General features: G+C 62.2%; 15 protein-coding genes and 1 pseudogene. 6 read left to right on the top strand and 10 right to left on the bottom strand.

Features of this window, described 5'->3' with window-relative positions; genetic code table 11:
- Positions 1-6: 6 nt before the first annotated feature.
- Positions 7-2,034: a putative bifunctional diguanylate cyclase/phosphodiesterase gene (locus FJ974_RS20355; protein WP_140536482.1), complete on the bottom strand. Its 2,028-nt coding sequence runs from the start codon at positions 2,032-2,034 to the stop codon at positions 7-9.
- Between the two features lie 221 nt (positions 2,035-2,255).
- On the opposite strand from FJ974_RS20355, the pseudogene FJ974_RS20350 reads away from it, so the two are divergent.
- Together FJ974_RS20350 and FJ974_RS20345 are read left to right on the top strand one after the other, a co-directional pair.
- A pseudogene (locus FJ974_RS20350) lies at positions 2,256-2,763 on the top strand (EmrB/QacA family drug resistance transporter); the annotation flags it as partial.
- A gap of 167 nt (positions 2,764-2,930) precedes the next feature.
- Positions 2,931-3,371 (top strand): hypothetical protein, encoded by a 441-nt coding sequence (locus FJ974_RS20345; protein ID WP_140536479.1) that lies wholly within the window; start codon positions 2,931-2,933, stop codon positions 3,369-3,371.
- Between the two features lie 116 nt (positions 3,372-3,487).
- On the opposite strand, the gene FJ974_RS20340 is transcribed toward FJ974_RS20345, so the two are convergent.
- Positions 3,488-4,003: a CAP domain-containing protein gene (locus FJ974_RS20340; RefSeq protein ID WP_140536477.1), complete on the bottom strand. Its 516-nt coding sequence runs from the start codon at positions 4,001-4,003 to the stop codon at positions 3,488-3,490.
- Positions 4,004-4,190: 187 nt separating this feature from the next.
- On the opposite strand from FJ974_RS20340, the gene FJ974_RS20335 reads away from it, so the two are divergent.
- Positions 4,191-5,015: a DUF2189 domain-containing protein gene (locus tag FJ974_RS20335; RefSeq protein ID WP_140536474.1), complete on the top strand. Its 825-nt coding sequence runs from the start codon at positions 4,191-4,193 to the stop codon at positions 5,013-5,015.
- 10 nt (positions 5,016-5,025) lie between these two features.
- On the opposite strand, the gene FJ974_RS20330 is transcribed toward FJ974_RS20335, so the two are convergent.
- The 5 genes from FJ974_RS20330 to FJ974_RS20310 all read right to left on the bottom strand — a co-directional run bounded on the left by FJ974_RS20330 (position 5,026) and on the right by FJ974_RS20310 (position 12,642).
- Complete coding sequence (locus FJ974_RS20330; protein ID WP_140536472.1) at positions 5,026-5,658, bottom strand: LysE family translocator; 633 nt, start codon at positions 5,656-5,658, stop codon at positions 5,026-5,028.
- Positions 5,659-6,187: 529 nt separating this feature from the next.
- A complete protein-coding gene (locus FJ974_RS20325; RefSeq protein ID WP_140539328.1) occupies positions 6,188-7,570 on the bottom strand; it encodes an IS1380 family transposase in 1,383 nt (460 codons plus the stop codon).
- Positions 7,571-8,052: 482 nt separating this feature from the next.
- Positions 8,053-8,481, bottom strand: a complete 429-nt coding sequence (locus tag FJ974_RS20320) for a YybH family protein (protein ID WP_140539227.1) — start codon at positions 8,479-8,481, stop codon at positions 8,053-8,055.
- 99 nt (positions 8,482-8,580) lie between these two features.
- The gene (locus tag FJ974_RS20315; protein ID WP_181177346.1) at positions 8,581-10,554 is read right to left on the bottom strand and encodes a pilus assembly protein; all 1,974 of its coding nucleotides are present in this window, start codon (positions 10,552-10,554) and stop codon (positions 8,581-8,583) included.
- 186 nt (positions 10,555-10,740) lie between these two features.
- Complete coding sequence (locus tag FJ974_RS20310; RefSeq protein WP_140539226.1) at positions 10,741-12,642, bottom strand: TadE/TadG family type IV pilus assembly protein; 1,902 nt, start codon at positions 12,640-12,642, stop codon at positions 10,741-10,743.
- 308 nt (positions 12,643-12,950) lie between these two features.
- On the opposite strand from FJ974_RS20310, the gene FJ974_RS20305 reads away from it, so the two are divergent.
- Both FJ974_RS20305 and FJ974_RS20300 read left to right on the top strand, forming a co-directional pair.
- Entirely contained in the window at positions 12,951-13,811 is an 861-nt protein-coding gene (locus tag FJ974_RS20305; RefSeq protein ID WP_140539225.1) for a TIGR01459 family HAD-type hydrolase, read from the top strand.
- A gap of 32 nt (positions 13,812-13,843) precedes the next feature.
- Positions 13,844-14,827: a bifunctional riboflavin kinase/FAD synthetase gene (locus FJ974_RS20300; protein ID WP_413468316.1), complete on the top strand. Its 984-nt coding sequence runs from the start codon at positions 13,844-13,846 to the stop codon at positions 14,825-14,827.
- Between the two features lie 15 nt (positions 14,828-14,842).
- Here FJ974_RS20300 and FJ974_RS20295 read toward each other — a convergent pair whose 3' ends face one another.
- Positions 14,843-15,397 carry an HdeD family acid-resistance protein gene (locus FJ974_RS20295; RefSeq protein WP_140539224.1) on the bottom strand — a complete coding sequence of 185 codons (555 nt, stop codon included), beginning with the start codon at positions 15,395-15,397 and terminating at the stop codon, positions 14,843-14,845.
- A 216-nt stretch (positions 15,398-15,613) separates the two neighbouring features.
- Between FJ974_RS20295 and FJ974_RS20290 the strand changes: the two genes are divergently transcribed.
- The gene (locus FJ974_RS20290) at positions 15,614-16,411 is read left to right on the top strand and encodes a MipA/OmpV family protein (protein WP_140539223.1); all 798 of its coding nucleotides are present in this window, start codon (positions 15,614-15,616) and stop codon (positions 16,409-16,411) included.
- 3 nt (positions 16,412-16,414) lie between these two features.
- On the opposite strand, the gene FJ974_RS20285 is transcribed toward FJ974_RS20290, so the two are convergent.
- Both FJ974_RS20285 and FJ974_RS20280 read right to left on the bottom strand, forming a co-directional pair.
- On the bottom strand, positions 16,415-16,849 hold the full coding sequence (locus tag FJ974_RS20285) for an RES family NAD+ phosphorylase (RefSeq protein ID WP_140539222.1): 435 nt from the start codon (positions 16,847-16,849) through the stop codon (positions 16,415-16,417).
- A gap of 2 nt (positions 16,850-16,851) precedes the next feature.
- The gene (locus tag FJ974_RS20280) at positions 16,852-17,367 is read right to left on the bottom strand and encodes an antitoxin Xre/MbcA/ParS toxin-binding domain-containing protein (RefSeq protein ID WP_226891314.1); all 516 of its coding nucleotides are present in this window, start codon (positions 17,365-17,367) and stop codon (positions 16,852-16,854) included.
- Positions 17,368-17,434 lie beyond the last annotated feature (67 nt).

The raw sequence follows: 17,434 nt of genomic DNA, 5'->3' as shown, positions 1-17,434 counted from the left end.
GCACTCTCACCGTCGGCTTCCGCCCTCATGGGCAAGAAGTTCCCGTTCGGGCGCTGAAATCGCTATTTGAACCGGCCATTTTCTACTGAGAAGCGCCGTTGCGTTCCCCACCGGCACGGCACGACTGAATCGGTAGCCTTGCGCGAGGGTAACGCCTCTAGCGGACAGCAGCGCGGCTTGCCTGCTCGTTTCCACGCCTTCGGCGGTGATCGACAGATCGAGGTGCCGGCAAAGATCAATGATCATGTCGACGATGATCGTGGATTCATGTCGCTGGCCGTAGCCAGCGATAAAGGACCTGTCGATCTTCAGCCGGGTGAATGGAAATTTGCTCAAAAGCGCAAGGGACGAATATCCGGTGCCAAAGTCGTCGATCGCGATCGAAATCCCCAGTCGTCTGAGGGTCGTAAGTCGCCGCGCCGCCAATGTGGGTTCGCTTGAAAGAGCGTTCTCCGTGATCTCCAGTTCCAACCGGCTGGGGGACAATCCGCTTTCCGCAAGGACCCGTGCAACAACGGCGGGGAAAGAAGGGTCGTTTAGTTGAATGGGTGAGACATTGACGGCCACAAACGGCGCCGATTCCGAATCTCCAGGCCACTGGGCCGCTGCATGGCATGCCTGCCTGAGGATGTCTTCCCCGATTTCCGATATGAGACCGAGTTCCTCCGCGGCGCCGATAAACTGGTCCGGAGACACCAATCCCTCATCTCTCCTGCGCCAGCGTGCCAGCGCCTCAAATCCAGCTGTTTGCCCGGTCACAAGATCGACAACCGGTTGAAAATGGCACTCGATCTCGCTGTTGGCCACGGCACCGGCGAGGTCCCGGAGGCGGTCGTTTCGCTTCCGGGATTCGGTGTCCATTCCTTCGGTGAACCAACGAATGCCGGCGTCGGCGGTACGGTCGGCCCGCCCGAGAGCATGGCCGCTGTTGCGCAGAAGAATGTGCGCATTGTCGCCATCCTGCGGGGAGAGCGCAGCGCCCATCAGAAAACGAAGTCTTACGCATCCGTCGTCCACTTGTAGCGGCTTCGAAAAGACGCTCAGAACCTGTCGTGTGGCGTTCTGCACCGCTTCAGGGGTCTTCAGTGCAGGGGTGGCGACAGCGAAAATATCCGTCGAAACGCGGCATGCCACGAATCCGGCTTCCGAGAGCGCCTGCAGACGATCGCCGATTGCCCGAACAATCTTTGCGTCCTCCAAAATCTCTGAGTCGCCGATGAGCTGGTCGAGGTCGAGCAGCTTCGCCTGAACGATTCCGACCATGCTACCGGAACTCATCCTGGCAAGCGCGTCATCGATATCCGAAAGAAATTTCTGCGGCTTCGCCAAACCGGTCAGAGGGTCATAGCGCAGGAGCTGCCTGACTCGTTCCCCGGCCTCCATCTGTTCTGTGATGTCAAGGGAAACGCCGACCATTCGTTGCGCCATGCCGTCCTTGCCGGCGACGATTTTCCCGCGCGAATGCACCCAACGGTAAGATCCGTTGTTTGCCCGCACCCTATAGCGATCTTCGTACGAGCCTTGGCTGCCAGACTTGATGAAAGCCTCGAACGTCTGGTCAACCCGGTCGACATCATCGGGGTGCCTTCTGCATCGAAATTCGTCCAAGGTAAGCCGCTGCGTCGGCGGGAGTCCCAGTCGGGCGGTAAGCTGCGGGGAGACAAAAGCAATCGCTTCCTCGCCTTCGGCGAGGTTCAGTTCCCAAACGCCGCCGTCCGCGCTGGCCAGCGCCAATTCGAGACGCCCCTCGCTTTCGAGCGCGGTCTCGTAGGCGGCAACGATGGCTTTCCACGCGTTCTGGAGGAACTGGAACATGATCAGCGCCGAAGCAGAAACGAACAGCCATCCCTTATACGTTTGGAGGTGCTGGTATTGGCTGTAGCCTCCGGCAAGGCTGACCAGCAGTCTGTCACTGAATGCAATCCACACCGCGCTGACCAGCGCATAAATGCCGGCAACGATATGCGGCACCTTCGAAAAAAGAAAATCCGACCGACCAAGAAAGATGTTCTTTCGCCAGCGATGATAACGCATTCTGACCAGCCGGACGGTTGCACAGCAAACCAGCCAATCAATCCAATCAATCGATTAGCAATGTCTTAAAGGCGGTCATCGCAGGCAATGGTCGCGTGTTTTCAAGCCGCTGGAGCGTGTTTTTGAAGTCGATTGGTAAAAAGTCGGTTCCTATCCGTCCGCGGCGCTTGGCGATTTTATCCGGCGCGATGCCTCGGCCGGCTGGGCAGCTCGCCTCGCCGACATGCGCGCCACGCTACACCATGGCGAGCTTCACGCCGCAGATGGACTACTGGCTGATCATCTCTTCGGGCATCGTCCATGGCCTCGGCATGGGCATGGTGTTCGTGCCGCTGTCGACCGTTGCCTTCGCCACGCTCGACGCGCGCTACCGCACCGATGCGACCTCGCTGTTCAGCCTAGTGCGCAATCTCGGCTCGTCGATCGGCGTGTCGGTGGTGTGTGGCGCTCATGGTGCGCAACACGCAGATCAACCACAGCGAGCTTTCGGCCTTCATCAATCCCTACAACCCCAATCTCTGGGTGGCCTCGCCTGCAGCCGCGGGCGGCGATCGGATGGCGCTGTCGCAGGTCGACAGGCTTGTGAACCTGCAGGCGATGATGATTTCCTACGTCAACGACTTCAAAATCCTGATGGTGATGACGCTGATTGCCATTCCTTTCGTCTTGCTGCTGCGCAAGCCGAAGGCGGCACCAGCCGGCGGCGCGCCGGCAGCCCATATGGATTGACATTGCGGCTGAACAAAACTGCGGCCGGTTCGCCCGCTTCGTGCAGGTCTCGCAGCCGGATTCAGGCCGCGTGCCTGGAACAAATGGCGGGCGAGACTGTTCGGCTATGACTTTGATACGACGTGGCCGGCCGCCTGGGTAAGCGGCAACCTTGAGGAGCTCTCATCATGAAGATTTCGTCCGGATTTCGTTCAGTCGCGGTTGCCGTCATCGCCGCCGCGGGAGTTAGCTTTGCCAGCGCCGCGCATGCCGACAGCGGCTCGATCCGCTTCTCCGTCTACAAGGCGGCCTTCTTCATCGGTGGCACCGGCGGCGAGGGCACCCTGACCTTCCATGGTCGCCGCTATCCCATCTCGGTCGGCGGCATCTCGGGCGGCCTCGCCTTCGGCGCTTCCAAGACCTATTTCCAGGGTACCGTGCGCCACATCCGACGCGCCCGGGACGTGACGGGTGTATATGGTGCGGCAGGCGGTGGCGGCGCGCTCGGCAGAGGGGCTCAGGTGATCGTCATGACCAATGACAAGGGCGCCCAACTCCAACTCACAGGCAGGCAGGTGGGCCTGCAAGTCAACGCCGATCTCAGCGGCATGAGCATAGCGCTGAAGTAAGCGCCGCCACTCCGCTAGAGCAATTCCAGGAAAAGTGCGACACGGTTTTCCGTCCGGAATTGCGTAAAAACAAAGAGATAGAGTGTTTCACCGTTTCCGTGAAACGGTGAAACGCTCTAGCGGCCGAGCACCAGGGCCCAGTAGCGAAGGCCGGGATCGCGGCCGTCGCGCACATAGGCCAGCCCGAAGCGGCTGAAGTCGGGGTCGAGCATGTTGCGGCGGTGGCCGTCCGAATGCATCCAGATGTCGAACAGCTTCTGCTGGTCGAAGCGGCCTTCGGCGATGTTCTCGCCCGCGGCGCCGCGCACCCCGTCGCCCTTCATGCGCGAGGCAAAATCCTTGCCCCAGCCGGTGGTGTGGCTCATGCGCTCCCGCGAGGCCATGTAGCCGGCCTGCTGCAGCGCGGCCTGCTCCAACTGCCTATCGGGAACCAGCGCGGGCAGCCCGGCCGTGGCGCGAATGCCGGCCAGCGTCGCTGTGGCGGAGGACGAGACGCCGGCGCCTTCGCCGGTCGGCACCGAAACGGTGCTGCAGGCGGCGATGCCGGCAAGCGCGGCAAGGCCGGCGGCCTTGAGAAAGATGCGTCTGTCGAGAGTGAGAGGGGAGGATGCTTCGGACGTCGATATGCTCATCCGGCCTCTGATACCGGCGATCATGGCTTTTGCCGGGCAGGGCGATGAAAATCGCGTGACGACGGGCGAAACACGATCTGCGACGACAATCCTTGGCAAATCGGCTATGCTGCCACAGGTACTTAAGTGGCAGTCTTGGGCGGCCACCCAGGCGGTGACCGCCCCCGATACCAAACGGAGGACGGTTATGGCTGGTTTTCATGTCATGGCGGACGCGCACGGGATGCATGTGCAGCCCACGGTACGACACATCACGACGTCGGACCTCTGGGAGGCGTTGAAGCTCGGCGCCGAGGATTTCTGGGCCAAGCCCTCGCACTATGTCTTCCTGTGCCTGATCTACCCGGTCGTCGGCCTGATCCTGACGCGATGGACGTCCGGCTCCAACGCCATCCAGCTCGTCTATCCGCTGATGTCGGGCTTCGCGCTGATGGGCCCCTTCGCGGCCATCGGTCTCTATGAGATCAGCCGCCGGCGCGAGCTCGGCATGAGCAGCCGCTGGCACCATGCGCTCGACGTGCGCCATTCGCCGGCACTGCCCTCGATCGCGGTGATCGGCGTCCTGCTGTTCGCGCTCTTCCTTCTGTGGTTGTTCACTGCGCAGACGATCTACACCAGCCTGTTCGGCGCCGAGCCGCCGGCTTCGGTCGGGGCCTTCCTGCGCGACGTGCTGACGACCAGCAGGGGCTGGACGCTGATCCTGCTCGGCAATGCCGCAGGCTTCGTCTTCGCGGTCGTGGTGCTTGCCACCACCGTGATAGCCTTCCCGCTGCTGCTCGACCGCGATGTCGGCGCTGTCTCGGCGATCGAGACCTCTGCGCGCGCGGTGGTGGCGAACCCGCTGCAGATGGCGCTCTGGGGCCTGACGGTCGCGGTGCTTCTGGTGATCGGATCGATCCCGCTGTTTGCCGGACTCGCCGTCGTCATGCCGCTGCTTGGCCACGCGACCTGGCATCTCTACCGCAGGGTGGTAGAGCCGGAGCAGATCCGGCCCGTTCGCCGGCCGATGTAGCGGATATTGTTTAACGCTGCGCGTCGGTGGCCATCTTCAGGGCCAGCGCCGTCAGCACCGTGCCCATCATCCAGCGCTGGACGACGAGCCAGAACGGTCGTCCGGCCAGGAAGGTGGCGATCGAGCCGGCGGTCACCGCGATGATGGCGTTGACGGTCAGGCTGATCGAGATCTGGGTCGCGCCGAGGACGAGAAGCTGAGACAGCACATGGCCCTTGGCCGGGTTGATGAACTGCGGCAGCAGCGAGAGATAAAGCACCGCCACCTTCGGGTTGAGCAAATTGGTCATCAGCCCCATGACGAACAGTTTGCGGGGCCTGTCCTTCGGCAATTCACGGACCTGGAAGGGCGAGCGTCCGCCGGGCCTTAGCGCCTGCCAGGCGAGCCACAGCAGATAAAGCGCGCCGGCGATGCGCAGCACGTCATAGGCAAAGGGCACCGCCAGCAGCAGCGCGGTGATGCCGAAGGCGGCCGACAGCACATAGAACAGGAAGCCGAGCGCCACGCCGCCGAGCGAGACCAGCCCGGCCTTCGGCCCTTGCGACAGCGAACGCGAGATCAGGTAGATCATGTTCGGCCCCGGCGTCAGCACCATGCCGAGGCAGATCAGCGCGAAGGCGAAATGGTTGGCGGCGTCGGGCATGAGGCGATCTCCAGCGGTGGTGGAACGTTCACCACGCGCCTTCGCCGTCCGCAAGAGCTTGAGGGCGGTAGCCTTTGCGCCAGCGCTGATAATTGGCGAAAGCAGCGAATGACGGCCAATCTCCTCCCTTGCGGGGAGATGCCTGGCAAGGCAGAGGGGATGCTGTCCCGCCAACCTCTCAGCACTTGGTTCTTCGGCTCCGCCAACGCTTCGTCATCCTCGGGTTTGACCCGAGGATCCATGCCGTGACGGTCTCCGAAGAACCCGGCGGCTCAGAATTCTGCACCGCTGCAACGCTCGTAAGTAACGGCATGGATCCTAGGGTCTGCGCGCGTCGCTTCGCTCCTTGCTCCGCCCTAGCCCGCTTCTCTCACCGAATCTATCGCCGGGCTGCGCTTTGAGGCGGCGCGGCCATTGGCATGGCTGTGGAGTTCGAGGACGGCGGCGATCAGCGCCGCGGTGTGGCGACGGTCAGGTCTTCAGCAATGTGTCCTCTATTGTTTGTGAGAAGGGTTCAGGTCCGGCGGCATTACAGAGCCGCGGCACGTATTCGGGCGTGAGCCAGGGCGAACTCCTCGGCATAGGGACACGCTGAGGCCATCGCCACCTTGATGCGACGAACCGAGACGCGCACCTGCGCGCCGATCTTCAGCAGTTTCAATCTGATCGTGCCGCAACTGGCGTTGGCGAGCCGGGTATGGGCAAGACCGAGGCGACGCAAGGCGCAGATCAGGACATACGCAAACGAGGCGAACCACAGCCGCAGCTGATTGGCGCGCATGGTGTTGGCACTGGTGCGATCAGCGTAGAGGTCGAGCTGGCACTCCTTGATCCGGTTCTCCATGTCGCCGCGGGCGCAGTAGAGCTCCTCGTAAAGCACCCGTGCCGCCCAGCGCCCCGGCTTGAGTGACGTCACGATGAAGCGCGGATTGGCGCCCTGCGTCGTCCATTCGGCCTTGGCCACGACCCGCCTGCGGCGCGACCAGCTGTCTTTTGTCGACCACCTGAAGTCGCGGAAGACCCGGGCGGCCTGCCCGCTTGCCCGAGATGCCAGGCAGGCTTCCTTCAAGGTCGGGGCGATCTTGGTTTCCAGCCGTTCATTGCGGGCGAGGCCGAAGACGTAGTCGACGCGATTGATCTCGCACCAGGCCATCAGTTCCTCGCGCGCAAAGCCGGAATCAGCGCGCAGGATGATGTGGACCCTGGGCCAGGTTTTGCGGATCTGGGTCACGATCCGCTCAACCTCCTCGACCGCTCCTTTGCTGGCATCGATGTTGGAACGCCTGAGCTTTGCCGCCAAAAGGTGCCGGCCGCAGAAGATGTAGAGCGGCAGGTAGCAGTAGCAGTTGTAGTAGCCGTGAAAGAACCTGCCTTCCTGCCGGCCGTGCAGCGGATCATCGGTGGCGTCGAGATCGAGCACGATCTCGGCCGGCGGCTTGTCGTGGGCTTTTAGGAACAGGTCCACGAACAAGGCCTCCAACGCTAGCCTGTCGTAGCTGATCTTGTGATAGCGCGTCGGCTCCCCGACCCGGCCATGCTCCAGCCGGTTGAGCGTCGACTTGCCAGCAAGCACCGCACAATCGTCTCGCTTCGGCGTCAAGCGTTCCGACACAAGTGCGAGCACCGGGTCGTGGCGAAGCGTGTCGTGGTCGTCGATGTCCTCGTATCCCAGCGCGATCGCTGCGATGCGTTGCCCGACCAACGTGCGGACGCTGTGAACCGTGAGATCCGGATCGCGGTAATCGACGAAGCACGAGGCCACCCGGTCGAACAGCCCGATGGCCCGATCAACGTGACGCAGAAGCAAGGCGCCCGCGTCTGAGGTAATGGCTCCGCCGTCGAAACCAGCCACAACTTTGTGGCCGTCGAAGCCTTCAAATTCAAGCTGCTCGGAAGTACAGTGTGTCTGCATCGGACCCCGTTCCTGAATCTGATAACTCTTTGTTGCAAAAGCAGTTTCTCAGATTCTCGGGGCCGATGCACTTCTTTTGGTGAGATATTCGGGCTAGGATGACGAAGGCGAAAGGTCGGCGTTCCTTCACATCCCCCTCTGTCCTGCCCGTCCTCCGCAGCAGTTGCGCTGCAGCTGCGGAGGGTGGACCGAGACGTCTCCCCCCGCAAGGGGTCCGCAAGGGGTCCGCAAGGGGTCCGCAAGGGGGGAGATCGACAGCTTCGGCGCCGGTACTATTTCTTCCAAAGCCCCGATTGCGCTACCCCACCACCCGCAAATTCGACAGCTCGTCCGCGATTTCCTTGAAATGTCGGACAGCGTTGCGCCGGTCGCGTTCAGAACAGCTCGGCGGGCTTGCTCGGGTCGGTTCTTGTCACGTCCATATAAACGTGCGCTGCGTAGCCCCAAAACGAGGGCACTCATTTTCAGGCGTTGGTAGCTTTCTACTCACCGACGATCGAGGCCGCCGGACGAGGTGAGGTTATAGGATCGGCATGACGAAGGACGATCTTCCATGCGCCTTCCTCCCGCCGAAATATAGTGGTGGTTCGAAGTGCAATCGGCACCAGCTTGTCGCTGCCGCCGACCTTGGATCGGACCCGCTCGATCTCAATGATGTAGCCCAAATCCGTCGTTGCGTACTCGGAAATGCGCTCAAAGCCGATAACCTCTCCGTCCCGGTAGTTGGTAGCGGCACGGTCCATTGTTTCGGCAGCTTTCTTCCATCCTTTGGCCGGCGGGCCGAACGGGTTGGCGATGACGACGTCATCCCGTTGTGAGTAGAGACTCTTCAAAGGCTCGGGATCGCCCTTGACGAAGGCATCCACGGCCAAATGATCCTGCTCGATGAGTTTCACGAGGTCGGACAGCATCTCAGCATCCTCAGATGAAGGGAGATAGGATACTATCTGAAAACCAGCCCCCAATCCTGCCTTTTCGCTTCTTGGCGCGTCGGCACCAGTTTATGTGCCTTACCCAACAACGCGCAAATTCGACAATTCGTTGGCGATTTCCTTGAAATTGTCGGACAGCGTTGCCCCGGTCGCGTTCCAGAACAGCTTGGCGGGCTTGCTGGGGTCGGTCGGGTCCTTGCGGAAGCGCGAGTCCGACGAGCAGGCCTTCAGCGCGTCCATCGCCTTGACGTCACTGGCGCTGGTCGAGGACATGTCGAGCGCCACCGTCATCACCATGATGTTGGCCGCCTTGGCGTCGTTGCACAGCGTCGCCATCTGCTCGTTCATCGCGGCCGTGTAGTTGCTCGACGAATAGTTGAACTGGCCGATGGCGCCCGACGTGCCGCCGAACAGGCGGGTGACCGAGGTGCCGTTGTAGCCGACACCGGTATAGCCATAGGCCGCATAGGTCGACTTGTTGCCGGCCGGGTCCGAATTGACGGTCGAATAGGTATTCTCGCCGTCGGTGAGCACGATGACCACCTTGTCGTTGCCGCGCTCGGTTTCCGGCCGCCCCTCGGTGAAGGGCTCGGTGCTGGAGACCGTGCGCCAGCCCCACGCCATGCCTTCGGGAACATTGGTGTTGCCGTTGGGCTGCATCAGGTCGATCGCGGCCTTGATCGCGGCAAGTCCATCCGCATTGGTGACGTCGGTGAGCGGCGTGATCGGCGTGGTGGTGCAGCTGTAGTTCGGCCCGGCGCCCTTGGCCAGCACCGGCGCATCGATCGGCCGCGGCTGAAAGTATTTGGCCATGTTGGACTGCCGCGTCTTGCCGGTGGTGCTCGACGGGTCGTCGTTCCACCAGTTGTTGGCCGCGCCGTAGGTTACCGGGTTCGGCTCGTTGGGGTCCTGCGTCACCTTCCACACATTGCCGGGCTCGTCGGGCGCGAACATCGGCACGAACATGGTGGCGGGATCGCCGATCCCGATGCCGGTGTTGTTTGGCCCGCCTGAGGCCGGCGTGTCGTTGACGTTGTAAGGATAGGGCCGCACCTCGACGCAGCCCTGCCAACTGGCGAACGGACCGTAGGTGTCGACATAATCGTATTCGGTGTGACTGCTCCTGCAGGTGTGGTTCGAGCGGTAGGAGTCGCAGACGACACGCGCGCTGCCGGCGACCCGCTCGTGGCTGGTCACCACCTTCATGTCGCGATAGAGTTCGAAGCGGGTCAGGATCTGGCCTTCCTCGTCGCCCCAGCCGGTGCCCTTCTTGTACCAGATGCCGTTGATTTTTTGCGCATACTTGTTGGGCGCATTGAGCGTCGACCAGTCGAAATTCTCGTTGCTGACCGGCGACAGTCCGTAAGTATCGATCCACGAGGCATTGTCGTTCTGCGGCCCGACATTGACGGAAGCCGCAAAGGGCACGAGGCTGAACTGCACGGGCTTGTCGATCTGCTTGATCTGTGCGGCCTGCAGCGCCAGCGTGTCGACGAGCTGCTTGGCCGCCTGCTTGAGCAGGTCGATGCGCTTCTGCCCCGCACCGGTGCCGAGGATGCTCATCGAGCCCGAATTGTCGAGCACCATCGCCACTTCCAGCGTGTTCTTCAGCCGCACCTGGGAGCAAAGCTTGAGCTTGATCAACTTGTTTGCATCCGCTTCGGATGCGCCGGCAAGCAGCGCCGCCGCCGGATAGAAATAGGGATGGTAGTTGAGCGTCGTGCACACGGTCAGCAGGCCGCCGCCTGAGGTGTTGCTTGGCAGCGTGACATCGAGCGATACGTTGGCGGGATCGATATTGTTGAGATTGGCGTTGAAGAAGTCGACCGCGTAGGCTCTGACCTGGTCGTCCGTGGCGCCTTGCGACAGCCGCGTCGCGGCGGCGAAATTGGCGGAGTCGAGCGCGTTCAGCACCATCTGCTTCTGGCGGTTGAGCTCGGTGAAGTCGACGGCCATTGCCACAGCGCCCATCAGCGGCACCATGGCTATGGCTGTCACAAGGGCATAGTTGCCGCGCCGGTCACGGCAAAATCGACGCCAGAATTCGCGCATCTGTGGTAAGGGCCCCGCCTGCGGACTTTTTATTGCCACCATGGTTTCACAAGACGCTGAAGGACCGGTTTGGGAAACCGCTCTATTGCATGATCGCCGCTTCACTAGGCGCTAACCAAATCCCGGCAGGGGCGGCCAACGGGCAACGCCCCGCCATGGCGGGGCGCTGTTCCCTGTCCTTGCCGATCAGCTGACGATGCGCAGGTTCGACAGCTCGTTGGCGATTTCCTTGAAGTCGTCCGACAGCGTCGCGCCGGTCGCGTTCCAATAGAGCTTGGCGGCCTTGCTCGCATCGGTGGGATCCTTGCGGAAACGCGAGTCCGACGCGCAGGCCTTGAGTGCTGCCATGGCTTTCTTTTCGTCAGCCTTGGTGTCGACGAGATCGAGCGAGACCGTCATCACCATGATGCCGGCCGCCTTGGCGTTGGCGCACAGCGCCTGCATTTGTTCGTCGAGGGCGGCGGTATAATTGGAGTCCGTGTAGTTGGTCTTGCCGACTGCAGCACTCGTATTCATAAACAGGCGGGTGACGGTTCCCGATCCAGGATATGTCAATCCTGTGTACCCATAGGCCGCATAAGTCGATCTGTTCTTGGCATAGTTTCCGTCGTTGAAGGCGCTATAGGTGTTGGCGCCGTCGGTCAGCACGATGACCACCTTATCGTTGCCTTTTTCGTTGTTGTCGCGGCCTTCGGCAAAGGGCTCATTGCTGGAAAGCGTTCGCCAGCCCCAGGCAAGCCCCTCCGGCACATTGGTGTTGCCCGTCGGCGTCATCGCGTTGATAGCGTTTGTGAGAGTGGTCTTGCCTGCGGTGGTGGTTATGTCCTGCAGCGGCGTGATGGCGGAAGTCGTGCACCCCGCATTGGGTCCACCGTCAGTCGGCTCCGCGGGTGCGGTGTACGGTTTCGTAATGAAATATTTCCGCATGTCTGACTGACGTTTCGCGACGGCCAGGCTATCTGCCGAATCCACCCACCAATTGTTGCTGTAGCCCCAGGACGCCGTGCTTGTGTGGGTGCTGTCGGTCCACAGATTACCGGCCTCGTCCGGCGCGAACATCGGGACGAACAGGCTTGCGGGCTTGCTCGTTGTCGGCGTCGTGTCGTCCACATTGTAGGGGTAAGGCCTCGCCTCGACACAGCCTTTCCAGGCTTCATATTGTCCCGTTGTGGGAGTGGAATAGGTTTGGCAACTACCGTTGGACCTCTTCTTGGTGCAGGTCCGGGTCGTGGCCATCATGTCTTGATAGAGTTTGAAGCGGGTCATTGTAGTGTTCTGTCCCGCGCCCCAACCGCTGCCTCGCTTCCAGTAGGCATCGCCAACTTTCTCAATGTACTTGTTGGGATCGGCTCCAGGCGCGCTCTTGTACATCGTCGACCAGTCGAAATCCTCATGGTGGATCGGCGAAATACCATCCAGATCCATCCAGGCTTTATCGTTGTTGGCTGGACCAACATTGACTGAAGCTGAAAAGGGAACCAGAGAGAACTGGACCGGCTTGCTGATCTGCTTCATTTGATCAGCTTGTTTTGCCAGCGTATCAACCAGCTCGGTTGCGGCAGTCTTGAGTAGTTCTATTCGGGGCTGACCCGTACCGGAGCCGTTGATGCCCATCGAGCCTGAATTGTCGAGCACCAGCGCCACCTCGAGCGTGTTTTTCAGCCTGACCTCTGACTTGGCAACGATGTCGACCTTGGTGTTTCCCATGCTCCCGCCGAGCAGCATGACGGCTGCCGGCATGAAGTAGGGATGGTACGTCAACGTGGCCTGCATTTTCAGCGTGCCGCCGCCCGTGTTGTTGTTGGGCAAGGTGACCGTGAGCGCAGTGTTGGCCGGCAGGACGTGCCTGAGATTGGCCTCGAAGAAATTCTTGGCATAAGCTTTCGCGGCGTCGTCGCTCGCACCGGTCACGATCTGCTGCGCCGTCGCGATGCCGGCGGCGTCGAGCGCGTTCAGCGTTTCCTGCTTCTGCCGCACCAGCTCGGCATAGTCGACGGCAAGCCCCACGGCGGCCATCAACGGCACCATCGTAATGGCAGTCACCAGGGCATAGTTGCCCCGTCTGTCGCGTAGAAATCTTCGGATCATTGCTTCTTAGCCCCCGCCAAGATCGACGTTGAGATACGACTATGGTCGTAATCGAGCTACTACCATGGTCGCCAATCGTTAAATTTCAGCCTTGGCGAAAGCATCAACATCGTGCTGCCGTTTGACCGGGCGTTAACCCTGTGGTGCCGGACGGACGGTTGAGGTGGGCCCCAACCGCCGGCCCCCAAGCATGGCGAAAGCTGGTGACAGGACGAAGCGCTTCGGTTATGCGGGACCGGCCGCGGCGGCCCCGGAATTGCAGGATGGGGGCCGCGGCCTATGCCAGGGATCAGGATCAGGAAAAAGGCATGGCGGATTCGCCCGACATCATCGCTTCGCTTGACCCCCTGACCGGAACCTACGCCGCCATTTTGTGCGATGTTTGGGGTGTTGTGCACAACGGCGAGTGGCATTTCCCCGCAGCGGCCGAGGCGCTGGCCAGGGCGCGCGCGGCAAACGTGCCGGTGGTGCTGATCACCAATTCGCCGCGCCGCAGCGCCGACGTCATTGCGCAGATGAATGTCATCGGCGTTCCCGCCGATGCCTATGACCGCGTCGTCACCTCCGGCGACGTCACCCGCGACCTGATCGCCGAGGGTCCGAGACAGATCTTCCATATCGGCCCCGAGCGCGATTTCAACCTTTACGACGGCCTCGGCGTCGACCTCGTCGAGGAATTCGAAGCCACCGGCGTCGTCTGCACCGGGCTCTTCGACGACGAGGTGGAGAAGCCTGCCGACTATGCGGAACTGCTGATGCGGCTGCGGGCCCGCAACCTGCCGTTCATCTGCGCCAATCCCGACATCCTGGTCGAGCGCGGCGAGCGCATCATCTGGTGCGCGGGTGCGCTCGCCCGCGACTATGCGCAGCTTGGTGGCCGCACGCTGATCGCCGGCAAGCCTTTCGCGCCGATCTATAACCTTGCCATGAAGGAAATTGCCGGCCTGCTCGGCCACGCGGTCGAGCGTAGAAATGTCCTGGCCATCGGCGACGGCATGATGACCGACGTCAAAGGCGCGTCCGACAACGGCTTCGACGTGCTCTACGTTTCGGGTGGCATCCATGCGCGCGACTATGGCGACCCGCTGCGGCCGGATCCCGAAAGGCTGGCGGCCTTTCTCGACAAGCACGGCTATCGGCCGGTCGCCGTCATTGCGCGTCTGCAATAGGCTGGTGACGTTGCCATGACGGGCACTTTCACATGATGCAAGCTTTCGAACGCATTTCGGCGGTCGCGCCGCTGCCTGCCCATCTGCGCGGCGGCGTGGTGGCGATCGGCAATTTCGACGGCGTCCACCGCGGCCATCAGTCGGTGCTGGAGCGCGCGCTGGCCGAGGCACGCCGCCGCGGCGTGCCGGCCCTGGTGCTCACCTTCGAACCGCATCCGCGCAAGGTGTTCAGGCCCGACGTGCCGCTTTTCGTGCTGACGCCGCCGCCGATGAAGGCGCGGCTGTTGGCGGAGCTTGGCTTTGCCGCGCTGGTCGAGCAGCCGTTTTCGCGCGATTTCGCCTCGCTCTCGGCCGAGGCTTTCGTCACCGACATATTGGAAAAGAACCTCGGCATCAGCCACGCCGTCACCGGCTTCGACTTCCATTTCGGCAAGGACCGCCAGGGCGGCCCGGCCTTCCTGATGGCGGCTGGCGAACGGCACGGCTTTGGCGTCACGCTGGTCGACGCTTTTCGCGATGAGGGCGCCGAGGTGGTCTCGTCGAGCCGCATCCGCGCCCTGCTTTGCGAAGGCAAGGTGGAAGAGGCCGCCGGCCTGCTCGGCTACCGCTTCACCGTCGAGAGCGCGGTGATCGGCGGCCAGCGGCTCGGCCGCACGCTGGGCTTCCCGACCGCCAACATGAGGCTTTCGCCGGAAGCAGCGCTGAAGGAGGGGATTTATGCCGTGCGCTTCCGGCGCGGCGGCGGCTCCCTCCATGACGGTGTCGCCAGCTTCGGCCGCCGTCCGACCGTCGACGACAATGGCGCCCCGCTGCTCGAGACCTTCCTGTTCGACTTCTCCGGCGATCTCTACGGCGAGACCTGCCAGGTGTCGTTCTTCAGCTTCCTGCGTCCGGAGCTGAAGTTCGACGGGCTCGACGCGCTGGTGGCGCAGATGAGGCAGGACGAGGCCGAGGCGAGGGCGCTGCTCGCCGGCATCAGGCCGCTTTCGGAGCTGGATCAAGCCATCGCGTTCTGATCTTTGGTCGCCGGGCTACCGCTTCAACGCCAGCCCGATAGCGACAAAACTCCAGCCTTGGAACACCAGGTCGATGGCCAGGAACATGCCGAGCACCCACAGGCTGTTGACCGGCCAGCCCATGGCGATGATCAGGCCGAGCAGGATGGTGATGATGGCCGCCGCGAGCAGCCATCCCCAGCCTTGCTCCGGCCGGTGATTGTAGGCAACCCAGGCCCGCAGCAGTCCTGAAGCGACGAGAGCGATCGCCAGCAGCAGCGTCAGCACCGCCGAGGCGAGCAGCGGATTGTCGAAGGCGAAGAAGCCGGCGACCGCGTGGAGCAGGCCGCTGAGCAGCCAGTAGAAGAAGCGCCCCCAGGTCTTGACGCCGAAGGCATGGATGATCTCGATCGCGCCGGCCATCAGCATCAGCCAGCCGACGACATAGACCGAGGCGACGGTGGCGATCATCAGATTGCCGAAGGCGATGCCGCCGAAGATAAGCAGCAGAACGCCGAGCGCCACGAACCAACCCCATTTGCCCCGCGTCTGGCCGATCGCGTCCTTCAGGGCATCGCCTTGCAAGGTCATGGTCCGTCTCCCTCCGGAATGCGCCGCACATGTGCGGTGAAACGAGGGTAATCCCGATGGCCGTGCCCGTCCAGCGAACAGGCCGGCGGCCGGGGCGTGAAAACACCAGGCGCTGGCGCCGGTATTACAGATTTTAAGTCAAATTTTACCGAACCCGCGTCATGCCTTGAGCGCTGCCGGGTGTTGCCGCCAGCCTGTTTCGCGTAAGGGGTGACGATGCATATTGTCGGAACGATTCCGCTGGTTCTCGCCTCGGGCCTGATGGCCGTCTCCTCAGCCCAGGCAGGCGAGGGCAGCTGGATTTCCGGCGACTGGTACCTGACGCTCGGCGCCACCGGCCTGGTCGCACCGAATTTCGAGGGCGGCAAGCGCTACATGCTTAGCGCCCAGCCGATCATCTCGCTCGGCAAGATCGGCCCCGAGGCGCGCTTCATCTCGCGCAACGACAACATCTCGCTGGCGCTGATCGACGACGGCAGCGTGCGCGCCGGTTTGACCGGCAAGTTCTTGTTCTCGCGCGACAGCAAGGACGAGCTGAAAGGCCTCGACCCGGTGCGCTGGGGCGGCGAGGCGGGCGGCTTCTTCGAATTCTATCCGCTGGAATGGATGCGGGCGCGGGCGGAGCTCAGGCACGGCATCCGTGCCCATAACGGCTTCGTCGCCGACATTGCCGCCGACGCCTTCTACGACATCACCCCGACCGTCCGTATCTCCGGCGGTCCGCGCGTGTCCTTCGCCTCGTCGGACTATTTCGACGCCTATTACGGCGTCAACGCCAAGGAAGCGGCGGCTTCGGGCCTGAGCGAATATCATCCGGGCGGCGGGCTGAAGTCGACAGGCCTCGGAGGCGCGATCACCTGGAAGGTGACGGAGCCGATGACCGCGAGCGTCTTCGCCGAATATTCGCGCCTGATGGGGCCCGCGGCCGATTCCAGCCTGGTCAAGGAGCGCGGCGACCGCAACCAGTGGATGTTCGGTGTCTCGACCACCTACCGCTTCAATTTCACGATGTAACTCCTATCCCAGCAATCGCGTATCGACCGGATGCTGCGTGACGCTGGCGATGCGGATGCCGTCGCGAGCCAGGAGGCTGGGGCTGAGGAGAAAGTTCTTGGTGAACGGGACGATGACGCTGGGAACCTCCATGACCGCATGCGTGGCGGCGGTGACGAAGTTCGTTCCGAGCTGCTGCGTCATGGCGGGGTTGTTCTTCCAATCGGGCGGTAGGTTCGGGGATGCAACCGCGACACCGTCCGGCACTTCGATTTCCAGAAGCTGATAGGTCTGAGGCAGATCTTCCGCGTCGACATGGACCAGCATCTCAAGAAGCGCCGTCGCTGGATGATCGGCGCAGTAGACGATGGGTGTTCCCAAGGAATGCCAGCGGCCGGTACTTAACGTGCCGCCGATGCCCGACAGGTCGGCATAATTGGAGATACGCCAGCGCCGCATTCTCAGGCAAAAATGCCATAGTCGATGCGATGGAGTTCTTCCTCCACCAGTACGGCGCCCGTTTCGGACTGGAGCAGGTTGATAGGTGTCTCGCCGAGCACCTTGCTGTGCTTGCGAAGCCAACGCTGGGCTTTTTCATGGCTGCCGAAAACCCGATCTGCCATCGCAGAAATCCGCTCGAGCCGCACGACGCGATCGGATTCGGCAACCGTCAGTGCTTCGTTTCGCTCTTTGCGGCGAGCCAACGTGCGTCGCGGGCCGACTATTCTGTAGATTTCGTCATTGCTGAAGCCTCGCTGACGAAGGCCTTCGACCCTCGCCACGGGGACGAGAAACCGGTCTGTTACCGCTGCGGACAACGTCGCGGCGCCTTCGTCTGAGCAATGATATGCGAGCTGGACATGGTTTTGGTCTCGTTGCCATTTGCCCTTCAATATAGGCGCAAATGGCTCATGCCGCAAGAAAACTGACGGCGGAGGGCTGCTAGCGGGAAATGCCGTGGAGTTCAGGCTTTTCAAGCCGCCGCGCCTCGTCTAAAAGCCACGCCATGACGAGCCTTTCGCGCCTTTTCGCGATCGCGATACG

This window comes from Mesorhizobium sp. B1-1-8 (genome assembly GCF_006442795.2).
GTDB lineage: Bacteria > Pseudomonadota > Alphaproteobacteria > Rhizobiales > Rhizobiaceae > Mesorhizobium.
Note: the sequence above shows the minus strand (reverse complement) of the source record. Positions and strands in the feature narration are given on the sequence as shown.

What these genes read in the sequence shown, in the direction of transcription:
- FJ974_RS20320 (WP_140539227.1), bottom strand. Translation starts at nt 8,481, where the DNA reads ATGCTGTCCGACCTCGTGAAACTCATCGAGCAGGATCATTTGGCCGTG.
- FJ974_RS20330 (WP_140536472.1), bottom strand. Translation starts at nt 5,658, where the DNA reads ATGCCCGACGCCGCCAACCATTTCGCCTTCGCGCTGATCTGCCTCGGC.
- FJ974_RS20315 (WP_181177346.1), bottom strand. Translation starts at nt 10,554, where the DNA reads ATGCGCGAATTCTGGCGTCGATTTTGCCGTGACCGGCGCGGCAACTAT.
- FJ974_RS20300 (WP_413468316.1), top strand. Translation starts at nt 13,844, where the DNA reads ATGATGCAAGCTTTCGAACGCATTTCGGCGGTCGCGCCGCTGCCTGCC.
- FJ974_RS20295 (WP_140539224.1), bottom strand. Translation starts at nt 15,397, where the DNA reads ATGACCTTGCAAGGCGATGCCCTGAAGGACGCGATCGGCCAGACGCGG.
- FJ974_RS20345 (WP_140536479.1), top strand. Translation starts at nt 2,931, where the DNA reads ATGAAGATTTCGTCCGGATTTCGTTCAGTCGCGGTTGCCGTCATCGCC.
- FJ974_RS20325 (WP_140539328.1), bottom strand. Translation starts at nt 7,570, where the DNA reads ATGCAGACACACTGTACTTCCGAGCAGCTTGAATTTGAAGGCTTCGAC.
- FJ974_RS20290 (WP_140539223.1), top strand. Translation starts at nt 15,614, where the DNA reads ATGCATATTGTCGGAACGATTCCGCTGGTTCTCGCCTCGGGCCTGATG.
- FJ974_RS20310 (WP_140539226.1), bottom strand. Translation starts at nt 12,642, where the DNA reads ATGATCCGAAGATTTCTACGCGACAGACGGGGCAACTATGCCCTGGTG.
- FJ974_RS20355 (WP_140536482.1), bottom strand. Translation starts at nt 2,034, where the DNA reads ATGCGTTATCATCGCTGGCGAAAGAACATCTTTCTTGGTCGGTCGGAT.
- FJ974_RS20335 (WP_140536474.1), top strand. Translation starts at nt 4,191, where the DNA reads ATGGCTGGTTTTCATGTCATGGCGGACGCGCACGGGATGCATGTGCAG.
- FJ974_RS20340 (WP_140536477.1), bottom strand. Translation starts at nt 4,003, where the DNA reads ATGAGCATATCGACGTCCGAAGCATCCTCCCCTCTCACTCTCGACAGA.
- FJ974_RS20305 (WP_140539225.1), top strand. Translation starts at nt 12,951, where the DNA reads ATGGCGGATTCGCCCGACATCATCGCTTCGCTTGACCCCCTGACCGGA.
- FJ974_RS20285 (WP_140539222.1), bottom strand. Translation starts at nt 16,849, where the DNA reads ATGCGGCGCTGGCGTATCTCCAATTATGCCGACCTGTCGGGCATCGGC.